The following is a 14,631-nucleotide window of genomic DNA, read 5'->3' on the forward strand; positions in this document are numbered from 1 at the left end:
CACATCATATATTTCTAACCTAGACGTTCTGTTCAGAGAGTTACCTCCTATCTTAAAGAGCACCGATGCATGGTGCTCTTTTTGAGTTTCCTTATTTCTACAAAATGAAATTTTTATTATAAAAGGAATTATTAAATATCATAGGTATTTCGTTTAAAACAAACATTTTTGTATGGAAAGGGAATTGAATTTATGCACAACTTTCATTCCATTTGTGATCAATTTGCTACAATTCTTAAAGGAAAAAGTAAAATAAGTCAAAGTGGTTGTGCGGTGTCTTTTCATCGTGATTTTAAGGTGATAGTTCAAGGAAAACCAAGTGCGTATGTAGTACCCGTTGGAGTAAGTTTCGAATCAATGGATCAAAATGGTAATGCATTAAATTTAGGAGAAATTGCTGTTCTACAAGAAGAGATCCCTTTATTTTTGAAATCAATTGTACAACAAGGAATTATCGTTAGTGCTTTACATAATCACTGGTTATACATGACCCCATTAATCATGTATATTCATATCCAATCAGCGGAGCCCCCGTTACATTTTGCGAAAAAATTAGCAAATTCCTTTTTATCTTTAAGTAGCTATCCTATTGCTAATAACAATGATGGGTAATAAATGAATTATATGTGTTTATTTTTTGTTAATAGTTTTATATTAAGCTTATTTTAATCATTACATATCACCTCATTTCAAAATAAAAAAGGACACCTATCCCTAAAATAGCTTTAATTGCTGCTCTAATGAATTTGCGTCTTCTAATTTTCTAACCAGAATTTATCTTATTTCTTTTTGTTTTCAGAAATTATTTTTTACAAAAACACCCCTAAACACATTCTTAACTTTTATTTCACTTGAAACATGTATTTTTTATAATTTTTATGCACCGATAAGATAAGCCCCATCATTATCATATTTGAAAACAGTGAACTCCCTCCATATGATAAAAAAGGAAGTGCAATTCCTTTTACCGGCATTATCCCAACAATCATACCGATATTTTGGAAGATTTGCAGTGTTAAAATACTAATTGTCCCCGCACACAATAATGCACCAAACAGATTCTCTGCTGAATAAGCAATTATAGTTACTCGATATATAAGAAGTAACAAGACCAATACAACGAGAGCCGCTATTATAAATCCACCTTCTTCAGCGATGGTAGCAAAAATAAAATCAGTATGCTTTTCAGGAATATACACACTCCCTTGACCGAATCCTTTTCCATGTAATTCACCACTTCCAACAGCTAAAAGAGATTGTTGTGTTTGATACCCTTGATCCGCATTTTCAGCTGGATTCAGCCAACCTATAATGCGTGATTGTTGGTGAGGTTTTAACCTAGTAACTAATTCTTGAAAGAAAAAATCGGGATATCTTGCGTATGTAAATATTAATGTAGATAATAGAGTTACCGGAATGAATGTACAAAATGCAATTAATTTCTTTTGAACCCCTGATATAAATAAAATAAATGCAATAGATGCTGCGTATAAGAACACCATCCCTGTATCTGGCTGACTGTATACTAGTGCAATAGGAGGAATTGAAACTAACATAATTTTTCCAACCAATATGATATCAGTTTTATATGTCCGAGTCATATATTTGGCGTTATGATTCACCACTAAATTTGCGACAAATATAATTAGTGCAATTTTGAAAAACTCCGATGGTTGAATTTGACCGATAACAGGAAATTGAAACCATCTTTTTGCTCCTAATTTAACGGGAGTAAACGTTGATTCCGGTAGTATTTTTAATATAATAATTGACGCAGAACCAACAATATACAATGGCCAAGATAATTTTTTCCATTGATCCCAATCAATACTTGCAACAAATATTAGCAGTACAAAACCAATTATTTAGTTCCTACCTTGCTGTAATGCAAAGTTTGTGCTTCCATACTGACCAGTTTGTTGACTACTATAAATTGCAGTGGTACTAATAATGCAAAATAGGCATAAAATCAACATTAGTTTTGTATCTAAACTCCTTAATAATTCAATTATTTTACTCATGAAACCCTCCTATAGAACTCAATAAATTCCACACACCATAATAATCAATAGTAACTTTTATGCCCTTACTATAAGTTTTCTTGGTATTCAATTAAAAATTATATTATTATGTTATAACAAGAAATTTTATTTTATCTAAACTTTCCCTTAAGGTTTCACTTTAAATAGTTAAAGTATTAATAAGTAAATCTTAATTTTTCTTAAACTAAAATGAACAATTCCTTTTTATCCAGAATTACTTAGCTTCTATCTTCTTTAAAATATAGAAGGCATTCTAAAAGCCTTAATAACTCCACCTCTAGGCACCTGAATAAAACTCAATATGCCTTCAATACTGTAGGCAAAGATTTCATAAACCTGCCTTAAATTCTTCCCACTCTAACTCTCTTAGTCGGGAGCCGAGCAGTTAGCTTTTGTTAGCTGCTCTTTTATGTTTCATCGTCACATTATGATAAAATAGTCATATATTATCTTGAAGTAAAAACCCTAATTTACTTTTAATATCTCACTTTTTCCTTAAAGAGCACTTTTTAAAGGTGCTCTTTTTGGGTTTGTCAGCATAAAACTAAACATTCCGTCAATACTAAAGATAGGCGAAAGCCAGAACTCATTTAACCGTCCCTGTAGTTAGCTGCTCTTTTTTATCCACATATCGTAAGACTTCGAATACATTATGTTTGAAAGTGCTCTGTTTTATCAAAAGGCGATTCGACGACGATCGCCTTTTTTATTTCTCAACTCCTAACACATAGTATCTAAATTCCAATAATGGTAATATAGAGGTACCTTCAGTTGTTAAATGTCATGCCCTTTTAAAAGGTCCTGTGTAAAAACAGGGCCTTTTAAATTTATTTCCTAATAAAAAATAGCATTTTTGTTATTATTCTCTCTATATACGCTATAATTTCCTCAATATCAAATTAAATCCCACGAAATAGGTGTTCCTTTTTTGATATCCTTACTCGCTTTCTTTCCGATAAATTTTGATAAGTGTTTTGGTAATAAGCCATTCCCTGGTCTAATAGCTTTAACATTTTCATTTGTAAATACTTCACCCGCTTTTATGTTTTCTACTACATATAATGATCTTCTAAATTTTAAAGAATCTTTTTCTATATCAGTAGGGCCATAATATACATTCCCCAAAGATTCCCATGCTTTTTCAGTTTCGCTTACTAATAATTTAAATTCAGCTGGTTCCATTGAGAATTTAGCGTCAACTCCTCCATCCGATCTTGAGAGCGTTAAATGTTTCTCAATTACTGTGGCTCCCAAAGCGACACTCGCTACAGATACACCTACTCCCAGTGTATGATCAGATAAACCTACCTCACATTTAAATAACTCCTTCATATGAGGTATGGTAACTATATTTGTAGATTTTGAAGATGCAGGATACGTACTTGTACATTTTAATAGAATTAATTCTTTACACCCCGCTTCTCTCGCAGCCCTTACTGTTTCATCTAGTTCAGCAATCGAAGCCATACCTGTCGAAATTATTATTGGTTTTCCTGTTGCGGCTACTTTACGTATGAGAGGAATATCAGTATTTTCAAAAGATGCGATTTTATAACAAGAAACATTTAATGTCTCGAGAAAGTCTACAGCTGTTTCATCAAATGGCGTACTAAATGGTATCATTCCTAACTCTATACAGCGATTAAAAATTGGTTTATGCCACTCCCATGGTGTATACGCTTCTTTATATAAATGATAAAGTGATTTACCTTTCCATAAGCTTTTTGTATCGTGAATTAAAAAATCACCATTTTCTATATTTAAAGTCATCGTGTCTGGTGTATATGTTTGAATTTTAAATCCTTGTGCTCCAGCCTCTGCAGCTGCCTCTACAATTTGCAACGCCCTATCTAATGATTGATTATGATTTCCTGACATTTCTGCAATAATAAATGGTGGCAAGCTATTACCAATCTCTCTACCTCCGATATATACATTACTCATTATTTTCACCTACAAGTTCTTTTTTTATAGCCTCTTTCCTTTCCGCCCATTGTTCACGAGACAGGGTCATTATAATGACATCAATATAATCATTGTCCCTATAGATATAGTCTTCATATCTTCCATCTTCTTGGAAACCAAGTTTCTGATGGAAGTTGAAACTAATACGGTTTGATTCTATTATTTCTGCACACACTTTGTTTATGTCTTTTGTTTTAAATATATAGTCTAATGCTAATAAACCTAATACAGTTCCAGCTCGTTTTACGCTTTGTTTTTCACCTATATAAAATCCCCAATAACAAGTCTGATTCATTTCATTTATTTTTATAAAATTAACAAATCCGATTGGTTTTTCTTTATATATTAATAATCTTGCAACCTTTGTATCATCCATTTTTAGTTTTTCATACCATTTTATATGCTCGTCTATTTTAATTTGATGGTCTTCATACATAACCGAACGTATTTCTTTTGTATTCCTCCACTTTAAAATAAGTTCTAAATCTTTCTTTTCTAAACTTGCCAATTGAAAATCCGCAATATCTAGCATACTATCCTCCTAAAATAATTTTTGCTATTTCATTTGAATTACTGGCACACTGTATAGAAAGAGCTTTATTAGACATTTCTTTCACTATTTTAGAATCTGATAAAAGTTTGTTTAGACATTTCGTAATTATTTTATCCGAAACATTTTCAGCTGTACCAATATTCCAAGTAGCTCCAGCCTTCGCTACAGCCTTGGTTACTTCAATTTGATTTTGGGCAGTTGTAATTGTTATAGAAGGTAATCCAAGAAAGCAGCGTTCCCATGTGGTTGTGCCCCCAGCTCCTATCCCTAAATCCGCTCGTACGAGAAGCTCTTCCATATTCTCTATTTGACAATAAAATGAAGTGTTAGAAACACTCTTACAATAAGTTTGAATCTCCTCTTTGTGCGGATTTTGGCTTCCTACCACAACGTCTATTTTTAAGTTATCTTTATTTATATTTTGTAGGGCTCTTAACGTTTTTAATGTCTCATTTGTTACATCATGCCCACCAAAAAAAATAAAAATCCTCTTAATTTCTCCTTTTTTTTTTCGTGGAAATTTCTTAGCGGCATGAAACTCTGGCCGTAATATAGCGTATTTAGGCCCCAATTTTACTAATGAGTGCTCTGGTATTAAATCTTTATAGCGACCATTAAGATTATCGTATAAATTTTGGTCTAGTAACAAATCACAGTCATGCATTCGATTTGCAAGATCATCGATTACCATTATTCTTCTTACATTTTTTCTTAAGGCAGACTCCCACTTATTATCTAATCCATAATGATCAACAATTAACCAATCAAAGTTGGGAAGTTGTGACAAGATATCATTGGTCTGTTGCGCATCAACAAACCAATGATATTTTAGCCAATTTAAATAACTCCCTTGTACTGTACTTAAGAAATTCGTATTTTCATCATCTGCATCTAATAAAAACACATGGAATCCCTTATTTAAAATATATTGCTGCAAATCACCTTGCAGCTTACGACAAATGAAATAAACTTGAGCACCTTTATTCCGTAATTCATGGGCCAGTGCTAAACAACGCATAATATGACCAGTACCTATTTCAATAGATGCGTCGGCGCGAAAGGCAATTTTTTTCTCAAGCAAGATACTCCCTCCTCACTAAAAGCACTACAATTTATTAATTTATAATTTTGTTTCTTTATTTAGCTCATCTACTAATGATTGTTGATTTGCCCATTTCAATTTCACATGACTATTAATTTGAATAAGTTCAGGATTTCGAAGGATGTAATCTTTTATTTGATGAAAAAATAAAGGTTTAGATTTTACATTCAAACTTTTATAAAGTTCATTGAACATATCTAAATCTGGTTTTTCGTCTAATGTTAACCTCCAAGTAGGGTAACAAAATGGTGGAGGGAGTTTCACTATATTGACCCGGAATAAATGTGGATTATTAATAAAATAAAACGGAAGGTATTCTGCATAGGTTAAAGGTTTTGGGGTTTGTAGTAGTCGTTCAATTGCCTCTAATGTAAAAATATCGCCTGCTGTTCCGACAGGTAACGTACTTAACTCTGCCTGTGTATAATCTGCACCGCTTTTCAAATGTTCATCTAGTAAAAAAGTATTAATTTCTGGTGACACAGCTGGACAATCCCCGGTAATCCGTATGACAATGTTTGCATTTTCTTGTTTTGCAGCTTGGAACATACGATCAGCGGTATTTTCTGGATCACCTCTGAAAATCTTAATTTTCCCGTCTAAATTAAATTTTTCCAAAGGGTTATCTTGTGCAATATCTGAAGTAGCAAGTATGACCTGGTGTTTTCCTGGAATAGCTAATGTATTTATAAGACATCGTTCAATGGAAGGAACACCGTGTATTGGCAAGATTGCCTTTAAAGGTAACCTAGTAGATTTTAACCGGCAAAGTACAATTATTACTACCTTTGGAGGTTCAATAACCTCTTTTGTTAATGGGGTACCTGCAGACAAATTATATACAGCTACCTGAGGTAATAATTCCTCTGCTTCAAGATCGTTCAGCGCATTTTCTACAACATTTAATTCCATAGTTACCTTATTAGCTGTAATAATCTCTCCTTTTTTAATATCAACTTTTGTAACTGCTCTTAACAATTTTTGGTTTTGCAATTTTAATAACACCCCTTTCATTTAATTTTTAGCAACTCTATAAAACGAAAGAACTTTTCTCACAGCTTGTATTACATCACACACATCAGCTTCTGTCATTTTAGGAAATAGAGGCAGCGTAATAATTTCCTCATATACGTTTTCTGCTTGCGGACAAATACCTTTTCCATAACCTAATTTTTGATAAAACGGTTGTAAATGTACAGGTATATAGTGCACATTCACACCGATATTTTCTCTTTGTAATGCCTCGTAAATTTCTTTTCGATTACATTTTAATAATTTAGTATTTAAACGAATGATATAAAGGTGCCAACTTGAATCGGTTTGAGGCAATTGCTTTGGTATGATGATTTCAGATAAACAACTAAGTTCTTTATTATAGATGTCTACATATTTCTTTCGAATCTTAATAAAAGAATCTAATTTACTTAACTGTGATAAACCAAGAGAAGCTTGTATATCCGTTAATCTGTAGTTGTAACCTAAGAATTGCATTTCATAATACCAAGGCCCATGATTTTCAAGAAGTTTTTGAGGATTCCTTTCAATTCCATGCGTACGGAATTGAACAAGTTTTTCATAAAACAGAGGATTATTTGTGGTAATTACTCCACCCTCTCCGGTAGTAATATGTTTCACTGGATGGAAACTAAACATTGTCATATCACCAATAGAACCAATCTTTTTATTTTTATATGTGGCTCCTAATGCGTGGGCTGCATCTTCAATGATAATCAAATTATTTTCTTTTGCTATTTTTTGTATTGCATCTAATTCTACAGGCTGTCCAGTAAAGTGTACGGGAATAATGGCTTTTGTTTTGTTTGTAATCTTTTCCTCTATAGATTTCGGACTAATGTTATATGTTTCATTGTCAATATCGGCGAATACCGGCTTTCCCCCCTGGTATAAAATACAATTTGCACTTGCTACAAATGTCATTGGAGTTGTAATTACCTCATCTCCCTCAGTTATGCCAGCTGCATAGCAGGCAGCATGCAATGCAGCTGTACCATTTGAAAAAGAAACAGCGTATTTTGCTCCCGCATATTTCGCTATAGCTCCCTCAAACTGTTGAACCATTGGTCCTGTTGTTAAAAAATCCCCTTTTAATACGTCTACAACAGCTTGAATGTCACATTCATCGATTTGTTGCTGACCATATGGTAAATATTTTTCTCTAACAGGCTTTCCTCCGTGCATAGCGAGAATTTCCCTTACCATCACTCTTTCTCCTTAGGGGCAATTTTTAAAGATTTGATCCACTCTTCTGTTTTAATAACTCCATCTTCTAAAGAAACTTTCGGCTCCCAGTTTAATATTGTTTTTGCTTTTTCATAGTTACATAATAATTTTTGAATTTCACTTTGTGGATGGATATGAGTTAGATGTTGAATACTTACTTTATTTCCCGAAATCAATTCTGCCAATTTATTAATGGATATATCTTGTCCTGTTCCAGCGTTGATAATATGACCATTTGCTTTTGCAGAGTATCCTGCTGCCACAACAAAATCTGCACAATCTTCAACGTATAAAAGGTCTCTTGTTTGTTTTCCATCCCCATAAATATTTAGTGGTACTTTATCTAATTTATTATTTATAAAAATGGCAACAACCCCACCTTCACCACCTGTTTTCTGGAAGGGGCCATACGTATTAAATGGGCGAATAACCACAACAGGAAGTTTATAAGCATAATAGTAAGATAAAACCATGTTTTCAGCAGCAATTTTTGATCCAGCATATGGAGAAGCTGGTTTAATCGGGTCTAATTCTGATATCCCTTGTATATTAGTAGCTTTATCATATACCATACAAGTACTCATAAAGACCATTTTGACATGATATTTAAGACATTGTTCTAACAAATTAAAAGTACCTATTGTATCATTTTCAAAAGTTGTTCTAGCATCATCTATACTATCTTGAACATTGATACTCGCTGCTAAATGATAACAAAGGTCAAATGAATTATTTTCAAATAATTGAGCAACTAGCTTTTTATCTTTAATATCTCCTTGAATGCATTGCTTTAAATTTAGATTGTGTGCAAACTCGGTAATATTTGCAGTAGTTGAGTTTGCTAAGTTGTCTATTATCCATACTTCATGCTTATCCTGCAATAATCTCTTTACAACCCACCTACCAATAAAACCCGCACCACCAGTTACTAATATTTTCATAGTTTCTCTCCTCCTGTTAGTAGTTGCTGGTTTAATATTAAATTTCTAAGCTCTTCTTTTGTAATTGCATTTTGATGATCAGAACGGTAAAACCCTGCCTTCGCCCTTTTTGCATTTTCATATTGAGTACCCTTTTTTAATGGGCTAGGAATGATAAACATTTCTGGTAATTCAAAAGCCTGTAAAGATTCATCATGTGTCATAAGTTCTTCATACATTTTTTCACCAGGTTTTAACCCAATTTCTTCAATTTTAATAGTCTCCTTGGGCAACCCATATAACTTTGTGACTTCTTCTATCATCACTTCACTTAAATGGTTTAATGAAATAACTGGCATTTTTAATATAAAAGTTTCACCACCCTTTGCTATTTTCATTGCTTCAATTGTTAACATAGTTGCTTGGTTCAGTGTCATCATAAATCTACTCATACTAAGATTCGTTACAGTTATTTTTTGGTTTTCTTTAATTTGTTTTTCAAATAAGGGAATAACAGAACCTCTTGACCCCATAACATTTCCGAAACGAACACTGGCAAATATAGTCTCACTCGAACCTTTTGAATATTCCGCTGATGTAATCAATCTTTCAGCAGTTAATTTTGTTGCACCGTAATTATTTGTAGGTGAAATCGCTTTATCAGAGCTTGTAAAAACTACCTTTTTTACTTTCTGAGCAATTGCTGCTTTTATTACATTTTGTGTTCCAAAAATATTGGTCAAAACTGCTTCAAACGGATTATATTCACAAAAAGAAACATGCTTCATTGCGGCCACGTGAAACACATAATCAATATTTTCCATCGCACTAAACACTCGATCATAATTGCGAACATCCCCAATTAAATAACGAATATTTTGACTTTTATCCCTGAATTCTTCTTGTAATAAAAATTGATTATATTCACTTCTACTAAAAATCCTTACCACTTTTGGTTTTTCCTGTAGAACATTAGAAAGAATGCTTTTTCCAATTGTTCCTGTTCCACCAATAATTAAGACGTTTTTATCTTTAAAAAACATGAAAATATATACCTCCTCATATTAAAATTACTTTTAGCCAAGAAAAATCTCTCTTCAATTTGTGTGTAGTTCCATAACCAAACCATTTGTTGAGAGATAAACTAGCATGTCGAATATTGAAACATACGTTTTCATTTCAAGTTTATGATACATATTAATAATTGAAAACTGGGGATATTAATATTTTTTTAGGAATTCTTTACTTTAAACATAAATAAATGGTGATGATTTTAATCTTTTTCACTTTGAATTAAATTTATCAATCTTTTCGTGCATGCTTCTTGCGGATAGTTTTCATTTATAAATTTTCTTCTTAATTCTTTTGCTAAATTTGATTTTAAAGGATCATTTAGAACCTTTTTAATCGTGCTAATCATATCCTCCATGGAATGATTTACAAGCCAATCTAATGTATCGTAATATTTATAATCCCTTTCCTCTAATAAAGATTTATAAACAACTACAGGTATATCTAATAACATTGCTTCTAACCCAACTGTTGAATTTGAGATAACCACAAGATTTGCATGTAAAATAACATCATACATGTTCACTTCATTTGTTATATATTTTACATTAGGATATAAGTTACTTAACTTAATATATTCTCCCACTAGGTTACGCCCTTTTTCCCAAGGATGAGGCTTTATAACAACCGTAATATTTTTGTCTTTCACTAACTTTTCTGTCAGTTCAGTATAAAATGAAGTTTTAAATGGCTGGGTTGCAATAAAAATCACTTTTGTAGAGGTGGCTATTTTTAATTTATTAAAAATATTCTTTTTATCCATATATACTCTATCAAAGATCTCATCATATCTGGGGTGCCCTAGTATCTCAATTTGAGATTCACTGACCCCTTTTTGAAGGTACCAGCCTTCTTCATATTTCCCATATACGACCTGTTTTGTTGCGAAAACCGGAAAGTATGCTTCTTCTCCCATTATTGCACCATGCTGAAGACAATAACTTGGTATACCCTCACTACTAGAAAGAAAAGTAAGAGCTCTACTTGTTATATCTTCAGTAGTACCAACAATCACACCAGAAATATCTTGTTCTTTAAAAATAAAATGAGCCATATTAAGTTTCTCGATCATGATAGGAAGGTCGCTGAGTAATTTTTTTTGAAAAAAGATGTTTGAAAATAGTGGATGCTTATTAAACTTTAAAAAGATTTCTTTAGCTTTTTCTATAAAAACTTGTGCGGTATTGGAGGCTTTATTTATATAATCTGGTGCACAAACTGTAGGAAGACCATAAAGTTCTGTCTTTTTTGATCTTGTTAATATCTTTGTTTGATTTGGATTAAAATGGGTAAAATTACTTACTGAAAAACGGAGATAATCTGAATTTAGGAGGATTACTCCATTTTGATTTTTTCTTTTTATTTTTGATTGAAATACAGAAATTATTTTTTCAAACTCTAACTGTAACTGTGTTTCCTCTATGGGTCCAATTGACAGTTGCTTGTAAAAATTATTATCTTTCATTTTATTTTTTATATCTTCATCTAAATATTGATAAAAATTACTCAGTAATGGTAATGGAATGTTATAATCCTTTAACTCTGAAAAAATATTTATATACTCTAGATTTAATAACCAGTAATTTTTCAAATAAATGTCACTCAATTTTTCACCCTCTTTTTCTTCTTAGATCTTCTCTTAATTCTTTGCATGTTCTTTGTGGTGGTAATAATTGCACAAATTCATTTTTTTCTTCGGCAAATAACTGTGCATGTATTGAATGAGGAGTAATATAATTAATATCTAAAATTTCATCTAAGGGATAAAAATCCCAATAGTGATTTAATCTCCAAAAGAAGCGTGCATCTCCTATCCGATAAAACTGAGGATCTTCATCCCAGTAAGAATTCCACCTTTTTTCAAGAATTGGTAAAACAGAGGCTCTATGCATAATAGAACAATGATCAATGGTACATGGAGCATTATTCGTAATCTTTTTTGCAGGCCTTTCAACCGTTTTAATCGGCATATCTGATTCATCTATATGAATCGTTTTTGATGCAGAGTAAATAACTTGAACATCTTCATTCTTATCAAGATAACTAGACATCTTTTCAATTCTTTCTTCTTCATATTGATTATCATCTGTAATATAAGTTATATATTCCCCTTTCGCATGCTTAAGTGCCTCATTAATTAAAGCAGCATATCTGACTTTTTTTGTCCTTTCAGAAATATGAGCTACATTGCTTTTATAAAAATGTACATTTTCCTTATTTATAAACGGTTGAATCACCTTCTGGGTCATTTCGTCTGAATTATCATCCATTATAAAAAGCTCGAAATCTTGAAAAGTTTGGTTTAATACACTTAATATCGATTTTTCAACAAACGCAGGTTTATTGTAACTTGTCATTATAACTGAAATTTTAGGCAAATATCCTCTCCTCCTTATCAACAAATACAAAAACAGTTACGTTATTATATAAACAGAAAGGACAATCCGTTCCGATAATTTTAAAAAAGGTTTCTTTATCTATTAAAATTAATAGCAGTATTTATATTCACCTATGTATCTTTTTTCACTCCACTATAGTCCATACCATATCTATGAAAAAGTAATAAACTATTTAAGTATAAAAAAGTGTCGATAAAGCTTTAATTATTAGATTTCACTAGATAAAACATATCCTATATTCTCAAGAGAGGTGAGGACTTTGCAACCCAAAATATCAATTATCCTTACTAGTTATAATAAGCCATCATTAATTAATCAAGTCATTGAAAGTGTTCTAATGCAAACTTATAAAGAATGGGAACTTTTTATTATGGATGACAATTCCTGTCAAGAAACCATAAATGTCATAAAAAATTATCTAAAGGATCCTCGAATTACTTATAAGAATAGTTTTATACAAGATAATGAGAGATATAAAACCACAAGATATGCAAAACTTATCAATGAGGCACTTCCATTAACTTGTGGGGATTATATTTGCTATTTAACGGATGATACTATATACCTTCCAAATAGATTAGCTAAAATGTTATCTTTCTTAGAAAAACATCCTGAAATTGATGTAGTGTACTCTTCTCAATACGTAAAATATGTTGATTATAACCTACAACCTATAAATGAATTTGTGAGAGAAGCTTCGAAAATTTTATATACAGCTGCTAATGTTGTAGACCACTGTTCAGTTATGCATACTAGAAGAATATTATTAAAGGTCTATGAAAAATACTGTGAATATTGGGATACAAATCCTTTATATTGGTTTGTTGGAGATGCAATGTTTTGGAAACGCCTAAATACATTCCAACCTTTTTATCCCATTAGCAAAGTGCTCGATATTACTTTTAAAACACCATTCTCTTTCCAAAACTTATATGCTAACCTCCCTTCTAAAGATTTAAATGGTATTTTGTTTAGTAATTCACACGGTGAAGTATATTTAATTGATAATTTTAAACGCAGGTTTATTTCGAAAGACATGCTTTCCTACTTCAAATATAATCAAAATGAAATTGTCTTAATCCCCGATCCATTTATCTACAAATATACAGAAGGTCCCCCCATAACCCTTACAGAGTCAATTCCAAATCTACGGGTTGTGCAAAATGAAAAAGGAGAGTTATTTTATATAGAAAATAATCAAAAACGTCCATTTATTAACACCATAGCATTTCGCAAATTTAAATTTTCAATTCAGGAAATTATTAAAGTTTCACAACATAGTTTAGATCATTTTTCATATGGACCACCTATTTATCCGAATTTATCTAATTACACGATTCTTCCGGAAGGAAAAGTCTTTATCTATCATCACAATTATTTCATCATGACAGATCACATGCTTCATCCTATAGATAAAGACTTATTGCAAAAATTATATTTATTAAAGAACTGTATACCGATTTCAAAGACCAATTTATCCTACTTTAAGATTGGCCCTCCTATTTCATCATATCCCTCTTACCTAGCCGAAAAATACTTAGAATAGTACCAAGAAGGAGTATTATCAAAAAAAACAATAGAAATAGGTCCTGAACTAGGTTCTATGATTAATTACGGTTTTCTAACATCCCTCATTTTTAAATTTTCAGATTCAGATGAACATAGACCATATTCTAATTTAAACGCTTCCTAAGAAAGCAGGTGAAACTAATGCCATCTATTGTTGGAAACATGATTGTACAAAATAGTAATGGTTCTTTCAACTTAGGTGATTTTTATAACGTTTCTCCAAAGGAAAATACAAAGGCTTATAATGGTTCAGGATCATCCAATGTTGCTTTTGTTGCCAATACCTTTAACGGTGTTAGTGCAACAAACACATTCGATTCTGATGTTGCAGACCAAAACCAAGTTGGAACAGTCTAAAATTACTCATTTTCCTCTTCCTCCCCTAAATAAAACTCAAAATTCCGTCCATACTATAGATAACCCATCTTTAATGTGCTGTAACCAGTTAGATCTTCTTTAAGACTGAGCAGTTAGCTTTTGCTAGCTGCTCTATTCTTATAATCACCTTTACATTACCCGCACATATAATATCCATACCTAACACTTTTTTATAACTCCCTAAGGGGGTTATACCTCTCTTTTTACTTGAGCGCCACTTCTGGTGCTTTTTTCAAAATAAATTATTTATTAGCTTTCACCCTTTGATTAGACGAGTATATATTATTGACATAGTATTCATTCACTTATAGAGGCCACCTTACAAAGAGCACTTGTATACGGTGCTTTTTTTTATTTTTTCTTTCCTACTAGTTGCGATAGGTAAGACTTT

12 protein-coding genes and 1 pseudogene are annotated in these 14,631 nt (G+C 31.9%); 3 read left to right on the plus strand and 10 right to left on the minus strand.

Annotation, left to right across the window (positions count from 1 at the left end):
• The first annotated feature begins 192 nt into the window (after nt 1-192).
• Entirely contained in the window at nt 193-612 is a 420-nt protein-coding gene (locus tag B5P42_RS22840; RefSeq protein WP_113735316.1) for a DUF1259 domain-containing protein, read from the plus strand.
• Between the two features lie 230 nt (nt 613-842).
• On the opposite strand, the pseudogene B5P42_RS22845 reads toward B5P42_RS22840, so the two are convergent.
• The 10 genes and pseudogenes from B5P42_RS22845 to B5P42_RS22890 form a co-directional block, all read right to left on the minus strand.
• Nucleotides 843-2,021: pseudogene (locus B5P42_RS22845) on the minus strand (FtsW/RodA/SpoVE family cell cycle protein).
• 915 nt (nt 2,022-2,936) lie between these two features.
• Entirely contained in the window at nt 2,937-3,986 is a 1,050-nt protein-coding gene (gene pseI / locus B5P42_RS22850; protein ID WP_113735317.1) for a pseudaminic acid synthase, read from the minus strand.
• Nucleotides 3,979-4,539 (minus strand): UDP-4-amino-4,6-dideoxy-N-acetyl-beta-L-altrosamine N-acetyltransferase, encoded by a 561-nt coding sequence (gene pseH / locus B5P42_RS22855; RefSeq protein ID WP_113735318.1) that lies wholly within the window; start codon nt 4,537-4,539, stop codon nt 3,979-3,981. The genes pseI and pseH overlap by 8 nt, the downstream gene beginning before the upstream one ends.
• A 1-nt stretch (nt 4,540) precedes the next feature.
• Complete coding sequence (gene pseG / locus B5P42_RS22860) at nt 4,541-5,641, minus strand: UDP-2,4-diacetamido-2,4,6-trideoxy-beta-L-altropyranose hydrolase (protein ID WP_113735319.1); 1,101 nt, start codon at nt 5,639-5,641, stop codon at nt 4,541-4,543.
• Between the two features lie 39 nt (nt 5,642-5,680).
• Nucleotides 5,681-6,676, minus strand: coding sequence for a cytidylyltransferase domain-containing protein (locus tag B5P42_RS22865; protein ID WP_113735320.1), 996 nt, complete (start codon nt 6,674-6,676; stop codon nt 5,681-5,683).
• The gene (pseC, locus tag B5P42_RS22870) at nt 6,677-7,882 is read right to left on the minus strand and encodes a UDP-4-amino-4,6-dideoxy-N-acetyl-beta-L-altrosamine transaminase (RefSeq protein ID WP_113735321.1); all 1,206 of its coding nucleotides are present in this window, start codon (nt 7,880-7,882) and stop codon (nt 6,677-6,679) included. It lies immediately after the preceding gene.
• Nucleotides 7,882-8,844, minus strand: a complete 963-nt coding sequence (locus tag B5P42_RS22875; RefSeq protein ID WP_113735322.1) for a GDP-mannose 4,6-dehydratase — start codon at nt 8,842-8,844, stop codon at nt 7,882-7,884. Before B5P42_RS22875 ends, pseC begins: the two co-directional genes overlap by 1 nt.
• A complete protein-coding gene (locus tag B5P42_RS22880; RefSeq protein WP_113735323.1) occupies nt 8,841-9,866 on the minus strand; it encodes an SDR family NAD(P)-dependent oxidoreductase in 1,026 nt (341 codons plus the stop codon). Before B5P42_RS22880 ends, B5P42_RS22875 begins: the two co-directional genes overlap by 4 nt.
• Before the next feature lie 230 nt (nt 9,867-10,096).
• Nucleotides 10,097-11,500, minus strand: coding sequence for a CDP-glycerol glycerophosphotransferase family protein (locus B5P42_RS22885; protein ID WP_113735324.1), 1,404 nt, complete (start codon nt 11,498-11,500; stop codon nt 10,097-10,099).
• A 4-nt stretch (nt 11,501-11,504) separates the two neighbouring features.
• Complete coding sequence (locus B5P42_RS22890; protein WP_113735325.1) at nt 11,505-12,272, minus strand: glycosyltransferase family 2 protein; 768 nt, start codon at nt 12,270-12,272, stop codon at nt 11,505-11,507.
• A gap of 280 nt (nt 12,273-12,552) precedes the next feature.
• Between B5P42_RS22890 and B5P42_RS22895 the strand changes: the two genes are divergently transcribed.
• Both B5P42_RS22895 and B5P42_RS22900 read left to right on the plus strand, forming a co-directional pair.
• On the plus strand, nt 12,553-13,839 hold the full coding sequence (locus tag B5P42_RS22895; protein WP_113735326.1) for a glycosyltransferase family 2 protein: 1,287 nt from the start codon (nt 12,553-12,555) through the stop codon (nt 13,837-13,839).
• 164 nt (nt 13,840-14,003) lie between these two features.
• Entirely contained in the window at nt 14,004-14,219 is a 216-nt protein-coding gene (locus B5P42_RS22900) for a spore germination protein (protein WP_113735327.1), read from the plus strand.
• Nucleotides 14,220-14,631: the final 412 nt, after the last annotated feature.

Origin of the sequence: Bacillus sp. SRB_331 (assembly GCF_003264175.1) — a bacterium.
GTDB classification, from domain to species: Bacteria; Bacillota; Bacilli; order Bacillales; family Bacillaceae_G; genus Bacillus_A; species Bacillus_A mycoides.

Excerpts from the sequence above, each read along its gene's own strand:
- B5P42_RS22880 (WP_113735323.1), bottom strand. The coding sequence starts at position 9,866 with ATGTTTTTTAAAGATAAAAACGTCTTAATTATTGGTGGAACAGGAACA.
- B5P42_RS22900 (WP_113735327.1), top strand. The coding sequence starts at position 14,004 with ATGCCATCTATTGTTGGAAACATGATTGTACAAAATAGTAATGGTTCT.
- pseI (WP_113735317.1), bottom strand. The coding sequence starts at position 3,986 with ATGAGTAATGTATATATCGGAGGTAGAGAGATTGGTAATAGCTTGCCA.
- pseH (WP_113735318.1), bottom strand. The coding sequence starts at position 4,539 with ATGCTAGATATTGCGGATTTTCAATTGGCAAGTTTAGAAAAGAAAGAT.
- B5P42_RS22875 (WP_113735322.1), bottom strand. The coding sequence starts at position 8,844 with ATGAAAATATTAGTAACTGGTGGTGCGGGTTTTATTGGTAGGTGGGTT.
- B5P42_RS22840 (WP_113735316.1), top strand. The coding sequence starts at position 193 with ATGCACAACTTTCATTCCATTTGTGATCAATTTGCTACAATTCTTAAA.
- B5P42_RS22865 (WP_113735320.1), bottom strand. The coding sequence starts at position 6,676 with ATGAAAGGGGTGTTATTAAAATTGCAAAACCAAAAATTGTTAAGAGCA.
- pseC (WP_113735321.1), bottom strand. The coding sequence starts at position 7,882 with ATGGTAAGGGAAATTCTCGCTATGCACGGAGGAAAGCCTGTTAGAGAA.